This is a genomic window from Bradyrhizobium sp. 160 (genome assembly GCF_023073735.1).
Lineage (GTDB): Bacteria > Pseudomonadota > Alphaproteobacteria > Rhizobiales > Xanthobacteraceae > Bradyrhizobium.
On sequence record NZ_JADPKD010000005.1, the window covers coordinates 206,001 to 222,640 of the forward strand.

Below are 16,640 nucleotides of genomic sequence, written 5' to 3' on the forward strand. Positions count from 1 at the left end.
CTCCTGATGCCGTCAAGCCAGATCGAGGACGGTGTCGAGCCGGTACTCGCGCGCCAGCGCGCGCAGCTTCCCCCAGGTAGTATCCTCGATCTCGATGCCGTCGCGCAGGCGTTGCCGCTCGCGCAGGCCCTCGATCTCGCCGGGATAGAACACGCCCGTGCTGCCTTCGGACGGCGGCGTCGATTTGAGGTAATGCGCAAACTCGGCGACTTCACGCTTGAACTCCTTCAGCGGACGGAAGGCCGCGACGTTGAACACCGCCATGAAGCATCCGTCATTGTGCCGCCCGGTCGGCTCGACGCCGAAGCCGAGACCGGTGAGCAGGCCGCACAGCACCTCGACCATGGCAGCAAGACCGCTGCCCTTGTAGCCCTCGGTGCCGCCGAGCGGCAGCAGCGCGCCGCCGTTGCGATATTGGGACGGATCGGTGGTGTGCCGCCCCTCGGCATCGATGATCCACCCCGCCGGAATCTCCTCGCCGCGGGCGAGCGCGAGCTGGATCTTGCCGGCCGCCACCGCCGAGGTTGCCATGTCCAGATAGAACGGCGCATCGAGGTCGGACGGCACCGCGATCGAGATCGGGTTGGTGCCGAGCCGCGCCTCCTTGCCGCCAAACGGGGCGACGTGCTTCGGCGAGCGGCCGGAGTCCGCGGTCGCGATTCCGATCATACCTTCCCGCATCGCCATCAACGGATAAGCGGCAAGGCGGCCGACATGGCTCTGCCGGAACACGGTGCAGGCGGCGACGTTCGCCGTCTTCGCCTTCTCGATGGTCAGTGCCATGGCCTTGGCGTTGACGTGGTAGCCGAACCCCCAATGGCCGTCGATCACGGTCGTGGTCGGCGATTCCTGGACAATGGTCCATTTGGCGCCGGGAACGATGTGTCCGGCCTTGATGCGGTCGATATAGGTCGGAACGGCGATCACGCCGTGCGAGTCATGGCCGGCGAGATTGGCGTTGACGCAGCCGAACGCCACCGCGTCCGCTTCTTCCTCGGACGCTCCGGCGGCGCGGAGCAGCGCTGCGCTGATGCACGTGAGACGTTCGGCCCCGACGATCGGCATGGCGTTTCCCCGGCTTGGTGCCCTTAACAGGGAGTTTGTTCGGTGCATGGTCTCAAAGCGCCGGTGCGATATCAATCTCCCGTAAACCAATACAGGGCTGCATTTTCGTAAAGAGAACGCGCCTTCGGTCGAAAGTTCATGCCATGCGGCGGTATTTTCGACAGTTTGGCGCCGGCCGTTCGCCGCTCATTCACTTTGATCGAGGGTTTGCAGCGCGCAATAACGTCCACTTAGGCGATCGCCACCCATAAAGTCACCCGGGAAAAATAGGCAGAAATGCCCGGGAGCTGAGAACGTGCCGACGACCCTCGCACGCACCTTTGCGGCGTTGAGCGCCATTAACGAAGCGATTCTCTACGCGAAATCGCCGGACGAGCTGTACCAGAAGGTCTGCGACGCCGGGTTTTCGAGCGGAGATTTTTTGGCCGTCGCAGTGTTTCTGGTGGGACCGGACGGCCGGCGGCTGCACTTTGCGGCCGGCTGCGGCGATGACGTTGCGCGCCTGCGCTCGATCGTGATCACGACGGAAGCAGGCACGCCGGAAGGATCTGGCGTCGGTGGCGAGGCGTTCCGCGATCAGAAGCTGTGCATCAGCAATGACTATCTGAACGATCCGCGTTCGCCGGCGTGGCGCGAGGGTGCGGCGAAGCCCCAAATCGGCGCGGCTGCGGCAGTCCCGCTCCTCTGTAACGGCAAGGGCGTCGGCGTGCTCTACGTGACCCGCCGCGAAGCCGGATCGCTGAACGAGCAGATGGTGTCGCTGTTCGAGCGCATGTCGGCCAATATCTCCTACGCGCTCGAGAATTTCGAGCGAGAAGGAGCGCGCCGGGACAGCGAGGCGGCAATGCGGCGGCTGAATCGCATGTTTGGCGCGCTTAGCGCGACCAACGAAGCAATCCTCAAAGCCAGTACCGAGTTGGACTTGTATCAGCGGGTCTGCGACGCAGCAGTGCACGGCGGCAAATCGCTGGCGACTTTCGTGCTGTTGCGCGAGGAGAACTCGCACTGGCTGACGCCGGTGGCCGCGACCGGACAAAATCTCGATCTAATCAGACAAGCACGCTACTCGATCAATCCCGACAATCCTCACGGTCGGGGCATCTCCGGCCAGGTCTTCCGGACGCAGAAGGCGATGGTCGAAGACGACCTCGTCGGTCGTACCAAGGGAACGACCTGGGAGCGGGCCAGCATCAATGCCGGCGCGGTCGCCTGCGTCGCCGCACCATTGATCAAGCGCGGAACCAGCGTCGGCGTGATGTTCTTCTTCGTCAGCAAGTCGTGGGCGAAGGACCATGGCATCGTCGCGCTGTTGCTGCGGATGACCGAGAACGTGTGCTTTGCGCTCCAGAATTTCGATCGCGACGAGGAGAAAGCGCAGATCGCGCGGGAGGAGGAGCGGCTCGCGCGCATGTACGCCGCGCTGAGCGCGACCAATGAAGCGATCATCCGGGCCACGTCGCGTGCCGAGCTGTTCGATCTCGTATGCGAGGCGTCCGTGCAGGGTGGAAAGTTCGGCTCGGCGACGATCGCGCTTGCCGAGCCTGCCTCCGGGTTGCTGCGGGTCGTCGCCTCCGCAGGGCCGTACTCCGATGAAGTACGCAGACTCAAATTCGCCACGACCGACAAGGTGCCGGAGGGAAGAGGCCTGACCGGCACGTGCTTCCGCACCGGGCAGCCGTGCATCTCCAATCACCTGCTCGCCGACGAGCGCCTCAAGCCCTGGCACGAGAGTGCCCGCCGCACCGGCGTCAAGTCCTCCGCCGTGTTGCCGTTGCTGAACGGCGACCGCAAGGAGGGCGTATTCCTGTTCAATTCGCTCGAGATCGGCACCTTTACGCCGGAATTGGTTGAACTGCTGGAACGACTCGCACGCAACGTGTCATTTGCGATCGCAAATCTCGACCGCGCCGAGGAGAAGGCGAAGGCCGACAAGCAGCGAGACCGGCTGAGCGGCATGTTCGCGGCGTTGAGCGCCACCAACGAAGCCATCATGCGCGCCGAGACCCGTGAGGAGCTGTTCGAAGTCGCATGTCAGGCGGCCGTGCTGGGCGGCATGTTCGCCTCTGCGACGATTGGAATCATCGACGAGAAACGTGAGTTGGTCCGGGTCGTCGCCGTGAAGGGACGGCTCCAGCAGCGAATGGTCGGGTGCACCTGCACGATTACCCCGGATCATCCCGAGGGCCAGGGCATCATTGGAACCTCGCTGCGGACGCGCCGGCCCAGTGTCGTTAACGACTATATGCACGATCCGCGCTCGGCACACTGGCACTCCAAGGCGGTTGAGGACGGAACCCGGGCCGCTGCCAGTTTCCCGCTTCTACGCTCCGGTCAGGAGCCGATCGGCATCCTGCTGTTCCTTGCTCCGGAGGAGGATACATTCACGCCCGATCTGGTCGAACTGCTGGCCCGTCTCGCAGAGAACGTCTCGTTCGCGCTCGACAATTTCGACCGCGCCGAGGAAAAGGCGCGCACCGAGGCGCAGAAGGAGCGCCTGACTCGCATGTTCGCGGCGCTGAGCGCGACCAACGAGGCGATCATGCGGGCGAAATCGTGCGCCGAATTGTTCGACCTCGTATGTCTCGCCGCATCGAACGGCGCCAAGTTCACCTCGACGACCATTGCGCTCGCCGGCGCCGACAGCGACCAGCTCAAGATCGTTTCAAGCGCAGGACCGTCGTCCGACACCACGCGCAATGTCCGCCTCTCGGTCGACCCCGAGCGCCCCGAAGGTCGGGGCATGGCCGGCACGGCGTTCCGGACCCGGCAGCCCTGCATCAGCAACGACTATCTCAACGACCAGCGCGTGAGCGCCTTCCACGACATTGTTCGTGGCGACGGCGCACGGTCGGGCGCGGCGATCCCGCTCATCGTTCATGATCTGGCCGTCGGCGTCATGATCTACATGTCGACCGACAAGGACACGTTCACCGCCGAGTTCGTCGAGCTGTTGCAGCGCCTCGCCGACAACGTCGCCTTCGCGATGGAGAATTTCGATCGCGCCGACGAGAAAAAGAAGGCCGACGAGCGGATCGAATACCTCGCCTCGCATGACAGCCTGACGGACCTGCCGAACCGCGAGACATTCAACGGATTGTTGCGCGAGGCGATCGGCGCGGCGCAGCGTCGCGATCACCGCTTTGCGGTGCTGTTCATCGATCTCGACCGCTTCAAGGTCATCAACGATTCGCTCGGCCACGAGGCCGGCGACCTGCTCTTGCTCGAAGTGGCGAGTCGGTTGCGGGGCGCGCTGCGGACTAGCGACGTGGTGGCACGGCTCGGCGGCGACGAATTCGTGGTGATCCTCGACCGGTGCGGCGAAATCGACGAGGTCCAGCGCATCGCCAGCGGGCTGCTCGCCGTGCTTGGCGAGCCCATGGAGCTGGCCGGGCACGAGTGCCACACCACGGCCTCGATCGGCATTGCGATGTATCCGACCAACGGCTCCGACGCGCAGACACTGACCAAGAATGCCGACATGGCGATGTATCTCGCCAAGGAAGACGGCAAGAACGGCTATCGCTTCTTCTCGAAGGAAGTGAAGACGCAATCGATCGAACGTCTGTCGCTGGAGAGCGCGCTGCGCCGGGCGCTGGAGCGCCAGCAATTTTCGCTGAATTACCAGCCCAAGGTGGATATGGAGACCGGCCAGATCACCGGAGTGGAAGCGCTGCTGCGCTGGACGCATCCCGATCTCGGCAACGTCTCGCCGGCGCAATTCATTCCCCTTGCCGAGGAGACCGGGCTGATCGTGCCGATCGGCCGCTGGGTGCTGAATGAAGCCTGTGCCCAAGCGATGGCTTGGCAGCGCCGCGGCCTGCTGCCCTTGTCGATGGCGGTCAACCTGTCGCCGCGGCAGTTTGCCGACGAGCATCTGTTGCAGGACGTCGATGAGGCGCTGGCTGCCAGCGGCATGTCGCCGGTGCTGCTCCAGCTTGAGGTCACCGAGAGCATGATGATGCGCAATGTCGGGCGCGCGCTCAAGGTGCTCGACGCCATCCAGAGCCGCGGCATTCGCCTCGCCATCGACGATTTCGGCACCGGATATTCATCGATGTCGCTGATGAAGCACTTCCCGATCGACACCATAAAAATCGACCGCTCCTTCGTCCGCGACCTGCCGCAGGATTCGGAAGACCAGGCCATCGCGCAGGCGATCATCAGCATGGGCAAGGCGCTCGGCATGACCGTCGTCGCCGAAGGCGTCGAGAACGCCGAGCAGGAGGCATTCTTGCGCACCCATGGCTGCGACGAGATGCAGGGCTATCTGATCTCCAAGCCGCTGCCGGCGCGGCAGATGGCCGAACTGCTGCGGCCGATAGAACTGCCCGTCGCGCCGCCGCTCCAGCCGGAGCCGGACCTTGCCGCAACCGAGGCCGCAGCGTTACGGCTGAAACGCGCTGTCGTCTGAGGGCTGCGGGTGCAGCTCGCGGACGTCATCATCCTTGCTTTCCGCCTTGCGCGGAAAATCTTCCGGCCACGGCAGTGAGGTCTGATCCTCAAACAGCGCGAGAAGCAGGCGCGCGCCATCGGCAAAGGCCGATCCTTCGCCGAGGCCGAGCGTGCGCGACCACGCACTTGGCATAGGCTGGCGCACGTCGAGCACCGCGATCGCGGGTCCCCACCACCAGGCCGGCGCCGGCGAACGTTCGTCCTCGGGCACAGCGAGCCAGCGGGCGAACTCGTCCACCACGCGCTCGAATTGCAGGCTTGCGGCCTGATGCATTCGCTCAGTGCTCCTTGGGTCCGCCTGAAAGCAGGCCGATGTGCGCACTCGGTCGTGGTCTTTACGTTGAAGAACGGCTCGCGTCGCGCAGCCACGTCTGCCGCTCCCATCGGCGGCCAGGCCTGAAACATGCGGCGGCCGGAAAAGCGGTCGACGCCGGTCGTCATAGTCTCTTTAGCCGCTGAAGGCCCCTGCCGGCAAGGTGCAGGACGGTTACCTAACGCGACCTGAAGGGATGCGCCTTCTGGTGCCAGGCCCAGGCCGTGCGGATGATCGTAGGCAGGTCGGAATGACGCGGCACGAAGTTCAGCACCTTCTTCGCAGCAGAGGGATCCGCGACCAGATAGGTGGGATCGCCGGCGCGGCGCGGCTTGACGGTGTGTGGCACCTCGCGTCCGGTCTCCTGCCTGATGGCGTTGAGGATCTCGCGCACGGAAAAGCCGGAGCCGGTGCCGAGATTGAAGCTGCCGCCGGCATGCCCTTCTTCCAGAAGCTTCAGTGCCGCCACATGCGCCGCGGCGAGATCGGTGACATGGATGTAGTCGCGGATCGCGGTGCCGTCGGGCGTGCCGTAGTCGTCGCCGAACACTGCGAAGTCGACATGACCCTGAAGCGCCATCATGGCGCGCGGAATGAGATGGGTTTCGTTGTCGCGCAGTTCTCCGATGCCGCCGGCTGGGTCGGCGCCGCTGGCGTTGAAATAGCGCAGGCAGAACGCGCCGAAGCCATAGGCCGCGCGGTAATCGGCGAGCATGCGCTCGATCATCCATTTCGATGCGCCGTAGGGGTTGATCGGCACGCAGGGAAAGTCTTCCGGCAGTTCCTTGGAATCGGCGTTGCCGTAGACGGCGCCGGTCGAGGAGAACACGATGCGATGGCAGTTCGCGTTACGCATCGCCTGCAACAGCGACAGCGTGCCTTGCACGTTGTTGATGTAATATTTCTGCGGGTCGATCATGGACTCCCCGACGAGGCTCGCCGCCGCGAAATGCATCACTGCCGTGATCTTGTGATCGGCGAAGGCGCGTGCCAGTGCTGTGCCGTCGAGCAGATCGCCCGTCACCAGCGGGCCGGTCACGAAACTGCGATGGCCCGTCGAGAGATTGTCATAGACGACGGGCTGATAGCCGGCGGCGGTCAGTGCGCGGCAGGCATGCGAGCCAATATAGCCCGCGCCCCCGGTGACGAGGACGGTCGGTCGGTCGGTCATGTCGTGTTCAGCTCTTCCCTAACGGACGGGTCGGTTACGGCTGAAGAGAAGATAGAGCGCGCGGGGGTTGGTGGTCAAATAGCGCCAGAACAGGCGGCGTGGCTCGAGCCAGGTGCGCCAGGCCCACTCGAGTCCGATCTTCTGCATCCATTGCGGCGCGCGGGAGCGGCTGCCCGACAAAAAGTTGAATAGGCCGCCGGATGTCTTGATAACGCCAACATTGGTGAGATGCGGCGTGAATTCCTCCACGAATGCCTGCTCGTTGGGCACGCCGAGCGCAACCCAGAGATAATCCGGCGCAAGCGCGTTGATTTCCTCGACCTTCGCGCGCAGCGCTTCGCCGCGCAGATAGCCATGGCTGCGGCCGACGATCCTAAGATTCGGATACATCTTCTGGACGTTCTCGACCGCTGCGATGTTCTCGGCCTCGCTGGCGCCGAGCATGTAGAAGGTGCGGCCGAGCGCTTCCGCCTTGCGCGCGACGACATGGAACAGGTCCGTGGTTGCGACGCGCTCCGGCAGCGGAAACCAGGATTGTAGCTTCGAAGCCGCGACCAGCGGCTGGCCATCGGCGTTGATCAGGTCGGCGACGCGGAACAGGCGCTCGGTCTGCGGCTCGGTCGAGCAGCGCGCCAGCACCTCGCCATTGGCCGAGGTCAGGAACAGCGGCCGGCCGATGCGCTTGTCAGGATCGGTCGCCTCGATCATGAAATCGGCGGTCGCTTCCAGGTCGATCGCGGCCATGCGAAGGCCGCCGACGGTGATCCGCGGCACGTCGGCAGTTGCCGCCCGTCCCTCGAAGTTGACGCGACGCTCAAGCATATTGCCTGCCTCGCTGGCGCGTTTGGGCTGCGGGAGTGAGCTCGTCGAGCACGACGCCGACGAGCTTGCGCTCGGCGCGACCGAGCGTGGTCAAGATCTCTTCCAGGCTGTCGTTGATGTCGAGGCTGGTCGGCAGCACCGCCACTAGCGCGTCGGTGTCGTCCAGCAGCTTACGGCCGCCAGCCGAAAGCGGCACCGCGGGGCCGTCGAGGATCACGAGATCATAGCCACCCGCGGCTCGCGCCTGTGTAATCGCCTTGCGGATGGCGTCGGCCGCCTTGCCGGCGTCGCCCTCTGCGGCCGGCAGCACCGAGATGCCGTTGACCGTCTTGATCTCGCGGGCGTCCTTGCTGCCAATCGAGAGCCAGCCGAGCCTGCTCGGCTCGTTCTTGCCGCGACGATCGACCTTGTTCGAGAGCGAACGCGCCTGATGGTCGGCATCGATCATCAGCACGCGGGTGCCGTCGCGCGCGGCCGCCAGTGCGAAATTCAATGCGGTCACGCTACGCCCGGTGGTCTCGCCTGCCCCGACGAGTGCGATGACGGGCATCGCCTTGCCACCGGCGCGCCGGGCCACGGCAGCGCGCATGTCGCGCCAGGCATTGAGCAGCGTGGTGAGGGGAAAGCCGGGGCGCAGCGTCGGCCAGCCCAGCCGGGTGAGATCGACGCCGCCGCCAGTGGCGAGAATGGCGCCGAGCGTGTGAATGACGTCGGCCTCCTGGAGGCGTGCGATCAGCGGCTTCTCGATCAGGGGCTTCTCGACGATCGAAGGCTGTAACGGAGGTGCGGCAAGTTCCGGCGGAGCTTGCTCTACTTCCGGAGCCCCTGAGACCTGCGGGGGCGGCGAGGCCTCCGAGAGCTCTGGAGCCCGCGCGCGCTGCGGAGCTCGCGTTGCATCCGGCACCGGCGTGCGCTGTGGACGGGCAGGTGTTGGCGCCGGCGCGCTCGCACGAGAGAACAGGAGCTCGGCCGCAGCGAACCAGCTTGACGCCGCGACCGCACCGAAGATGAAGCCGATCATGGCAAACAGGCTCATCGCCGGCGGAAACGAGCGCCGCTGCGGCACCGTCGCTTCGCCGATGACGCGGGCTGCGGAGGTGTTCAGGCTCTCCTGCTCCTCGGTCTCGCGAGAACGCTTGAGGAAGGACTGGTAAACGTCGCGGCTGGCGTCGGCCTCGCGTTCGAGCTCGCGCAGGCGGACTGCGGCCTGGCTAAGCTGGACGCTCTGCCGCTTCTGCGCTTCCAGCGCCCGGTTGAGCGAGGCTTCGAAGTCGCGGGCACGCGTCAGGTCGTTCTTGGCGGATTGGGCGAAGCGATCGATTTCCTCGTTGATGGTGCGCTTGAGATCCTCGACCTGCTTCTCGGTCTGGCGCAGCGCCGGGTGGCGCGGGCCGAGCTCGCCGGCTTGTTCCGCATATTTCTTGCGGGCGTCGGCATATTGCGCGCGCAGGTTCGCAATCGTCGGCGATTGCAGCGCCTCGGGGATTGCGCCCGCATCCGCCGCCGTGCGCCGGCTCGCCTCGATCTGGTCGAGCCGCGCCTGCGCATCCATCGTCGCCGCGCGGGCCGCGGCCAGCCGCTGGTTGCTGGCGGAGAGCTGCTGGTCGCTGATCAGCGTGTCCTGGGTGCCGACGAAATTGTTCTGTGCCTTGTAGGTGGCAAGCGCGGTCTCGGCGTTGCGCAGCCGCTCGCGCAGCTCCTTCAGACGGCCGGAGAGATCATTGGTGGCGCGCCGTGCGGCCGAGGCCTGCGAGTTGCGGGATTCCGCAAGGTAGGCATTGGTCAGCGTGTTGGCGAGCATCGCCGCTTTCGCGGGGTCCGTCGACCAGACCTCGATGTCGACGATGAAGCTCTTCTCGGTCTTGCGGACCGTGATGTGGCGGTTCAGCGCGTCGAGCGCCGCGAGCTGCACTTCCTTCTTTTCCGCGGCCGAGGGCGCGCGGGGCTGAAGGCCGATCAGGCCGAGCAGCGAGGACATCAGGCTGGTGCCCTCGCCACCGCCGAATTCCGGATCCTTGTCGAGGCCGGCTTGCTGGATGACCTGGAGCAGCACGCTATTGGAGGTGATCAGGCGCGCCTGGCTCTCCACCACCATGGACATGCCGGAGACGTCCTGCGCGCGCGGCGTCAGCTCGCGATCGACGAGCTGAAGCTCGCGCGGGTCGACATAGAGCTGTGCGGTGGCGGTGTAGCGGGGCGTCAGGCTCTTGCCGACGGTGACCGCGAGCGTCGCGCCGAGCAGGGCGGCGGCGGCAATCGCGACCTTTCGCCGCCAGAGCAGATTGGCGAACTCCAGCACGCTGAGACCGGCCTGAGGCTTTCCTTGCGGGGCCTCCGATCTAGCCCGATCAATCGGCTGGTTATAGTCAAGCATGATCCCCAGCTTTCATTCCAACTGCCGCGGGCTGAGGGGTTACTCTTCGGTTCACGCCACGCACCCGGGACATAGGTGCCCAATCAACGCAACAGGGAAAATTAACCATACTCATTGAGGGACTATTCACCGAAATGGCAAACAAAGCGTTTAAGCGCATGCCGTTCTTCGGTGCGTCGCCGCGACGCTGAGGTCGCTCAGAGATTAACGGTTCGTTACCGCACGCAGCGTGGCCGCGAAGCTTCGCTTGTTGTGCGATCCGCTGCGCGCGCATGGCCGTCAGCTCTTTCGCAGGATGACGTGATAATCGCCGCGGCGGACGTCGGTGCCGCGCGGCAGCACGGCGTTCAGCACCGCGGCCCCAGCGTCGACGAGGACCGCAAACAAAGGCTTGCGCCGGCGCATCTCGGGATAGCGCGGGCTCTCGACTTCACGACGATAGATCATCTCGAGACCGTTGGCGGCCGCGAACGCTTCGAGCCTCGGCAATGTCACCAGCGGATGGAAGAACGTCGGGAACGGCGGCTCGCCCGGCAGGCCGGCATCCTTGATGCCGCGGATGTTCCGGTAAAACCAGACGTGGAACCAGTGCGGCGAGTATTTGGTGACCACGCCGGACAGCGAGCGCGGGTTGGGGGCGCCGATCAGGATCAATCCGCCGCGCTTGAGCGCATCGCGGAAATTCAGCAGTGCAGCTTCGACGTCGGGAAGATGCTCGATCACGTTGTAACAGATCACGAGATCGAAGGTCTCTTGCCCGAAACGGTAGGTCTGGACGTCACCGAGGATCGCCTCGTCGGCGTAGGTATTGTTGCGGACCTGATCCTCGTCGATGTCGACGACGGTGACGTGGCTGCGGCTCGGCAATTCCGGCGGCAGAACGCTGCACGAGCCACCGCCGGCTTCATAGATGGCGAGCCGGCCCTGCGGCAGCTCGCGGCGCAGCACGTCATGAATTGCGAGCAGGCTGTCGCGGGCTTCGCCAGGGATCAGATCGTGCAGCGCCTGGGTGGGGGGAGTGGCCGCGGAGACGTTGATTGCCGTGGCTGTCGCGAACTCGATCGTCGCTGGCTTGTTCATGATTTTCTGACCGCACTTGTTCTATTCAAATTTACAGGAAAAAACTCGCTTGCCCGAAGAGCAAATCTGATGCCGCGCCGTGTCACTGATCGCAGTGCTTACGGTCGGGTTAATGCGCATAGGCGTTAACTAGGGCATTGTTCATGTTGAGCTGTTGCCGGCGCATTGGACCGCGAGTTGCACTAACACGGGTGCGAGGTTTCGCTGCAGAAGCGTGCGAAGGCGGTTAACTGCATGATGTTTGTGCCAAGATGACTGGAGATCGCCGGCGTGCGCGAGGATTTTCCGCTCGCCGGACGTTCATTTTGGGACGCATCTGTCCCGCCGCGATGTGCCGCCGCGGGACGCGGCCGATCCGCGCGATCGAAGCAGGGCTTTTTCAACATATCTCGGACATCTAGGACGTCATGACATTGATCCCGACAGACTTGTCCGCGAGGCGCTTCTCGGACCTCGTGTGCGATCCCAACCGCGAGATCGCGGCGAGCTCCAGCGTCATCGACCTGTCGGTCGGCATCGTCGTCTGCATTCCCTGCTTCCGCCGCCCGCAGCATCTGCGGCTGACGTTGGACTCGCTGGTCAGCCAGCGCACAGCTCGCTCCTTTGCGGTCGTCATGGTCGAGAACGATGCCGCGCGGCGTGAGAGCGCGCCGGTCGCCGCGGAATATCTCGCCGACGGCAGGCTCCAGGGCATCTGCCTCGTCGAGAAGCGGCAGGGCAATTGCCAGGCGATCAACGCCGCGTTCGAGACGGCCCAGGCCCTGTTTCCCGCCGCGACCCGCTTCCTGATGATCGACGACGACGAGATCGCTTCGCCCGATTGGCTCGAGCTGATGGTTCGCACCGCGGAGGCGACCGGCGCCGACGTGGTCGGCGGGCCGGTGTTGCCGGTCTTCGACGACGACAGCCAGCCCTGGCTGTCGCGTCATCCCGCGTTCTGTCCCGCCTATGATTACAGCGGCGCGGTGCCGCTGATCTATGGCTGCGGCAATTGTCTGATCACGCGCGCGGTGTTCGAGCGGTTCGAGCGTCCGGCCTTCGACCTGCGCTTCAATTTCCTCGGCGGTGGCGACTGCGATTTCTTCGTGCGGTGCCGCGATGCCGGCATGACATTCCACTGGACGGCGGAGGCGGTCATCACCGAAACCGTGCCGCAAAGCCGCACCAGCCTCGGCTGGATCGCGAAGCGAGGCTTGCGCATCGGCGCGATCAATTATCGCGTGCAGTCCAAGGCTGCGCAGAGCGCAGCGGCGCGGATGCTGGTGTTTGCGCAGATGGTTGGCCGGTTGCCGCTGTCGCTGGTGCGTGCGGCCGGTCTGCTGACATCGTCGAAGACAGTCGTCGCGATGCATCCCGTGATGGTCGCGCTCGGCTCCGTGCTTGCGGCATTCGGCATCGAGCCGAAGCCCTATGAAGCCTCGAAGATCGTGTCCTGACGTCCTGGCAGCGGAGCTAGATGCCAAAGCGGGCGAGGACGACCCGGAGCGCGGAGCGCGGCAGCGATTTGAGCGACCGCCGGCCGACCATAGCGAGATAGGCGAAGGCGTCGCGATATCTGCCGAAGCGGACCGCCTGCATCGCCGAATAGGTGACGAGATGAATCTCGGCGGCCCGGCGCAGCGCGCCGGCCGTGCCTTCGGGCAGTCTCGCCAGGATCAGCCCGTCGCCGAAGACTCGCGCGACCGCCGGGAAGAAATCCTGCGGCGTCCGCACCGCCGCATTCATCGTGTTCGCCGTGTGCAGGCGATAGTCGAGTAGGAGCTTTGGCGCGAATTCGAACTCGCCGATCGCGGCAAGTCGGCACCAGCAATGCCAATCCTCACAATATCTGAGGGAGACGTCGAAGCCGCCCACAGCGCGGAAAGCCTCCGCACGGGTGAGCACGATGCCGCCATTGACGATGAAGTTGCCGGCTGCGAGCCGCGTCAGCACGTCGCCGGTCGGCTTGCGGCGTCCCTTCAGCAGATCGCGCCGGCCGATCTGCCGTCCCTCGCTGTCGATCGTGTTGTAGTCGCCATAGACGAGAACCGCGCGCGGAGCGGCGCGCGCTGCCGCCAGCAGGGCCGCCACGCCATCGGAACGCAGGCGGTCGTCGGCATCGAGGAAGAGCAGCCAATCGCCGACCGCCTGCCGCGCGCCAAGATTGCGCGCCGCTGACACGCCCGCGGAGTCGTTTTGTATCATGCGCAGCCGTGGATCACGCATGGCGCGGACGATCGCAATCGTGTCGTCGGTCGAGCCGTCGTCTACGACGATGATTTCGGCGACATCGCGTTGCGCCAGCGCGCTGGCGATGGTTTCACCGATATAGGCCGAAGCGTTCTTGGCGGGAATGACGACAGATACCGACGCGCCCGGGTTCACCGGCAGCGGCAGGCGCGCCGCCGGCATCACGCGTGAGGCAGCCGTTAGTTCGAGAACCTCGTCGGCGGTGATCAAGCTGCGGCTCGTCTTTAATGATCCGTTAACCAGGGCGCGTCTGCCGAGCCGGCAATGCCAGCAATCGAAATCTCGGCTGCTGCGGATGATACCCGCATTATGGGCAAGTCGCTGCCGCGAGCGCCTGCGCGGCGCCGGATTCGTGGAATAACGTTAAGCCGGTGACATTGAACCTGCGGCAAACCTAGCAGGGTGCGGCAGCGCTGCCGCGCAGAATGTGCCTGTCGTCTTCGGCATGCTGGTTGACGGATGGTTAACGACGGTGAGCTAGAAGCTGAAGCTTCCCGGCCTCACCTGCCTTAAGCTATGGATCGCAGCTTGGATCGCAGCGCCGCTGACATGACTGACGTCGAGGCCCGATCGTTGGGCCACGTCCTGCGCGGCGGGCTCGCAGGGCTGAACGCGGTGCGGGCAGCGCGCTGTCTCGTCGCCGTCGCGACCTTGCTGTTGATCCTGGTGACGCTCGATCCGTTTCCGGACCTGCGGAGTGAGAATTTCGCTACTGTCGTCAGCGGGCGAATGGCGCTGACCTACATCGCCTTCGGCCTCTTGGCCGTGGTCGCCGTGCTGTTCGTCGCCGTGACCGATGCGCCAGCGGTGAAGTCCCTGCTGACGCCGCTGCATCTCTGTCTCATCGGTTGGCTCTTGATCAACATCGCCTTTTCCGAGAACCGCGGCGTTTCGTTTCAGCGGTTCGTGCTCGCGGCGAGCGTGACGTCGCTCGCCGTGCTCCTGCCGCTATTGCCGCCGACGCAGCGCAGCTTCAACCTGTGCCTCGGCGGTGCCGCGCTCGCGCTGCTCGTGCTCTGCTATCTCGGCGTCTTCCTCGCGCCGCAATATTCGATTCACACCGCGTTCGACATCACCGAGCCGCAGCTTGCCGGTGACTGGCGCGGCAGTTTCGGCCACAAGAACGTCGCCTCGCCGGTGATGACCGTCCTGGTCTATGTCGGCATCTACCTTTGCGGTGTCGGCTCGTTCATGATGGGGCCGGCGATCGCGGTGCTTGCCGGCATCTTCCTGATCTTCACCGGCGGCAAGACGTCCTCGGTGCTCTGCCTTGCGATCTACGCGCTGGCGTCGCTGGTCTACGTCACGCGGGGCCTGTGGCTGAAGCGGATCATCTGTTTCGTGCCGCTGATCGCGATGAACCTGCTGACGGTGGGCAGCGTCTTGAGTCCGGCGCTCGGCGCCATGACGCGGCTGCTTCCGCTCGACCCCACCTTCACCGGCCGCTCCGCCATCTGGGAATTCGCGCTCGCAGCCGTCGCCGAGAAGCCGATCATCGGCCACGGCTATGCGGCCTTTTGGGATGATTTGACCGAGCGGCAGACCGCGCAAGGCGCGGAATGGGCGACGAGCGCGGCGCACAGCCACAACAGCTATCTCGACCTCGCGGTCACCATCGGCCTGCCGGGGCTGCTGCTGGTGATCCTCGTCTTCGTGCTCGCACCGCTCGGCAATTTCCAGTCGGCCCAGGCGCATAACCGCAGTCGCGCGCTGGCAAAGCTGTTCCTGACCGTATGGCTGTTCGGCCTGTATTACGGAGCCACCGAGACCTTCCTGCTCGACCGACAGAGTCCGATCTGGTTCATGTTCACTGTCGCAGCGGCCGGCTTGCACTTCCTGGCTCGGTTCCAGTGCGCAGGGCAGGTGGAACCGGAGCACTGACACCTTGTCGCAGCGGGCGGCTTGATTGGCATCGCTTAACGATAAGCAGCGACGTTACTTGTCCTGCGCGGCAAAACATAATCTATCCGGAAACATTCAGTAATCCTATGTCCCGCGGATGACGTTCCTCAGCGTCGAGCAATCAGAAGGCCGGGTGTCGCGCACGTCGGGAATCGCGGTCGATTTCATACGCGACTGGCGGCCGGCCGCATTGCGCCTGAATGCAAGCCATCGCACCGCATTCCAGCACGGTTACTGGCTCGGCGCCTGGTACGAGGCGTTCCACGACCTCGCACCGCTGATCGCCGTGATCTCCGATGCCCCGACCGGCAAGGACATCGCTCTTGTGCCGATGATCAGCCATATCAGGCGCGGCATCCGCGTGGTCGAATTTGCCGATCTCGGCGTCTCCGATAACAATGCGCCGATCCTGTCGCTTGGGGTGGATGCGCCAGATGCCATCAGCAAGGCGTTAATCGATGCGCTACGCGCCTTGCCCGATGGCTTCGATCTGCTGCGCCTGAGGAAGATGCCGGCCCAAATCGGCGCCAAGCCGAACCCGCTGGTCTCGCTCGGCCGGATCGGATCCTCCTCGCTCAACGGCAATCTGGTGCTGATGGGTGACGACTATGAGGCTTACCGGGCCTCGATCAAGCGCATGCAGATGCCGCGCTGCTGGCGCGTCTTCAGCCGTCATGCCGGCGCGCGGTTCGAGATCGCTGCGGATGTCGCTCGCGCGCATGAGCTGCTGGATGTCATGGATGTTCAGCAGCAGGCGCGCATGAGAAAGCTCGGCTCGCCATTTATCCTCAACGACGAGAGCCATGCGCGATTTTACCGCGAGATCGCCCGCCAGGGTGTCGCGGAAGGCTATGCCGTCCTCTCGGCGCTGGTCTGCGACGAGGGCGTCGTCGCCACCTCGCTCGGCGTCAGGCAGGATGCGACCTACTACCTGCTGCGCATCAGCCACGCCGGTGATTCATGGTCGAGCTGCTCGCCCGGGCTGCTCGTCGCCGAGCGCACCATGGCCGCACTGCATGCACGGGGCGTGCGCCGCTTCGATCTCAGCATCGGCAATCAGGACTATAAGCGCCGCTTCGGCGCTCAGAGGGTCCCGCTGACCGATGTCAGCATCGCACTGTCCTGGCGGGGCCTGCCCTATGCATGGCGCGACCACGCCGCGCAGGGCCTGCGCCGTCACCCGAGGCTCGCCGCGCTTGCGGCGCGGGCGATGGGCAAGGGGACGCGCTAAA

At 64.8% G+C, this 16,640-nt stretch carries 11 protein-coding genes; 4 read left to right on the plus strand and 7 right to left on the minus strand.

All coding sequences use genetic code 11. The features are described 5' to 3' along the window. Positions 1-12 precede the first annotated feature (12 nt). Positions 13-1,065, minus strand: coding sequence for an Ldh family oxidoreductase (locus IVA98_RS01995; protein ID WP_247299295.1), 1,053 nt, complete (start codon positions 1,063-1,065; stop codon positions 13-15). 295 nt (positions 1,066-1,360) lie between these two features. On the opposite strand from IVA98_RS01995, the gene IVA98_RS02000 reads away from it, so the two are divergent. Next, positions 1,361-5,476 (plus strand): sensor domain-containing phosphodiesterase, encoded by a 4,116-nt coding sequence (locus tag IVA98_RS02000; RefSeq protein WP_247354241.1) that lies wholly within the window; start codon positions 1,361-1,363, stop codon positions 5,474-5,476. On the opposite strand, the gene IVA98_RS02005 is transcribed toward IVA98_RS02000, so the two are convergent. The 5 genes from IVA98_RS02005 to IVA98_RS02025 all read right to left on the minus strand — a co-directional run bounded on the left by IVA98_RS02005 (position 5,450) and on the right by IVA98_RS02025 (position 11,277). After that, the gene (locus IVA98_RS02005; protein WP_247299299.1) at positions 5,450-5,791 is read right to left on the minus strand and encodes a hypothetical protein; all 342 of its coding nucleotides are present in this window, start codon (positions 5,789-5,791) and stop codon (positions 5,450-5,452) included. The two genes, IVA98_RS02000 and IVA98_RS02005, sit on opposite strands and share 27 nt — an antisense overlap. A 217-nt stretch (positions 5,792-6,008) precedes the next feature. Next, the gene (galE, locus tag IVA98_RS02010) at positions 6,009-7,001 is read right to left on the minus strand and encodes a UDP-glucose 4-epimerase GalE (protein WP_247299301.1); all 993 of its coding nucleotides are present in this window, start codon (positions 6,999-7,001) and stop codon (positions 6,009-6,011) included. Between the two features lie 18 nt (positions 7,002-7,019). Further along, positions 7,020-7,823: a WecB/TagA/CpsF family glycosyltransferase gene (locus IVA98_RS02015; protein ID WP_247299302.1), complete on the minus strand. Its 804-nt coding sequence runs from the start codon at positions 7,821-7,823 to the stop codon at positions 7,020-7,022. Then, positions 7,816-10,197, minus strand: coding sequence for an exopolysaccharide transport family protein (locus IVA98_RS02020; RefSeq protein ID WP_247299304.1), 2,382 nt, complete (start codon positions 10,195-10,197; stop codon positions 7,816-7,818). Before IVA98_RS02020 ends, IVA98_RS02015 begins: the two co-directional genes overlap by 8 nt. A 279-nt stretch (positions 10,198-10,476) precedes the next feature. Next, the gene (locus tag IVA98_RS02025) at positions 10,477-11,277 is read right to left on the minus strand and encodes a class I SAM-dependent methyltransferase (protein ID WP_247299305.1); all 801 of its coding nucleotides are present in this window, start codon (positions 11,275-11,277) and stop codon (positions 10,477-10,479) included. Positions 11,278-11,684: 407 nt separating this feature from the next. Here IVA98_RS02025 and IVA98_RS02030 point away from each other — a divergent pair, with 407 nt between their 5' ends. Then, a complete protein-coding gene (locus IVA98_RS02030; protein WP_247299315.1) occupies positions 11,685-12,713 on the plus strand; it encodes a glycosyltransferase family 2 protein in 1,029 nt (342 codons plus the stop codon). A gap of 16 nt (positions 12,714-12,729) precedes the next feature. Here the strand turns inward: IVA98_RS02030 and IVA98_RS02035 are convergent, their stop codons facing one another. Further along, on the minus strand, positions 12,730-13,716 hold the full coding sequence (locus IVA98_RS02035) for a glycosyltransferase (RefSeq protein ID WP_247336820.1): 987 nt from the start codon (positions 13,714-13,716) through the stop codon (positions 12,730-12,732). 318 nt (positions 13,717-14,034) lie between these two features. On the opposite strand from IVA98_RS02035, the gene IVA98_RS02040 reads away from it, so the two are divergent. Both IVA98_RS02040 and IVA98_RS02045 read left to right on the plus strand, forming a co-directional pair. Further along, positions 14,035-15,387: an O-antigen ligase family protein gene (locus IVA98_RS02040; RefSeq protein ID WP_247354242.1), complete on the plus strand. Its 1,353-nt coding sequence runs from the start codon at positions 14,035-14,037 to the stop codon at positions 15,385-15,387. Between the two features lie 118 nt (positions 15,388-15,505). Continuing rightward, on the plus strand, positions 15,506-16,639 hold the full coding sequence (locus IVA98_RS02045) for a GNAT family N-acetyltransferase (protein ID WP_247299320.1): 1,134 nt from the start codon (positions 15,506-15,508) through the stop codon (positions 16,637-16,639). Position 16,640 lies beyond the last annotated feature (1 nt).

Excerpts from the sequence above, each read along its gene's own strand:
- galE (WP_247299301.1), bottom strand. The coding sequence starts at position 7,001 with ATGACCGACCGACCGACCGTCCTCGTCACCGGGGGCGCGGGCTATATT.
- IVA98_RS02015 (WP_247299302.1), bottom strand. The coding sequence starts at position 7,823 with ATGCTTGAGCGTCGCGTCAACTTCGAGGGACGGGCGGCAACTGCCGAC.
- IVA98_RS02030 (WP_247299315.1), top strand. The coding sequence starts at position 11,685 with ATGACATTGATCCCGACAGACTTGTCCGCGAGGCGCTTCTCGGACCTC.
- IVA98_RS01995 (WP_247299295.1), bottom strand. The coding sequence starts at position 1,065 with ATGCCGATCGTCGGGGCCGAACGTCTCACGTGCATCAGCGCAGCGCTG.
- IVA98_RS02025 (WP_247299305.1), bottom strand. The coding sequence starts at position 11,277 with ATGAACAAGCCAGCGACGATCGAGTTCGCGACAGCCACGGCAATCAAC.
- IVA98_RS02005 (WP_247299299.1), bottom strand. The coding sequence starts at position 5,791 with ATGCATCAGGCCGCAAGCCTGCAATTCGAGCGCGTGGTGGACGAGTTC.
- IVA98_RS02045 (WP_247299320.1), top strand. The coding sequence starts at position 15,506 with ATGACGTTCCTCAGCGTCGAGCAATCAGAAGGCCGGGTGTCGCGCACG.
- IVA98_RS02020 (WP_247299304.1), bottom strand. The coding sequence starts at position 10,197 with ATGCTTGACTATAACCAGCCGATTGATCGGGCTAGATCGGAGGCCCCG.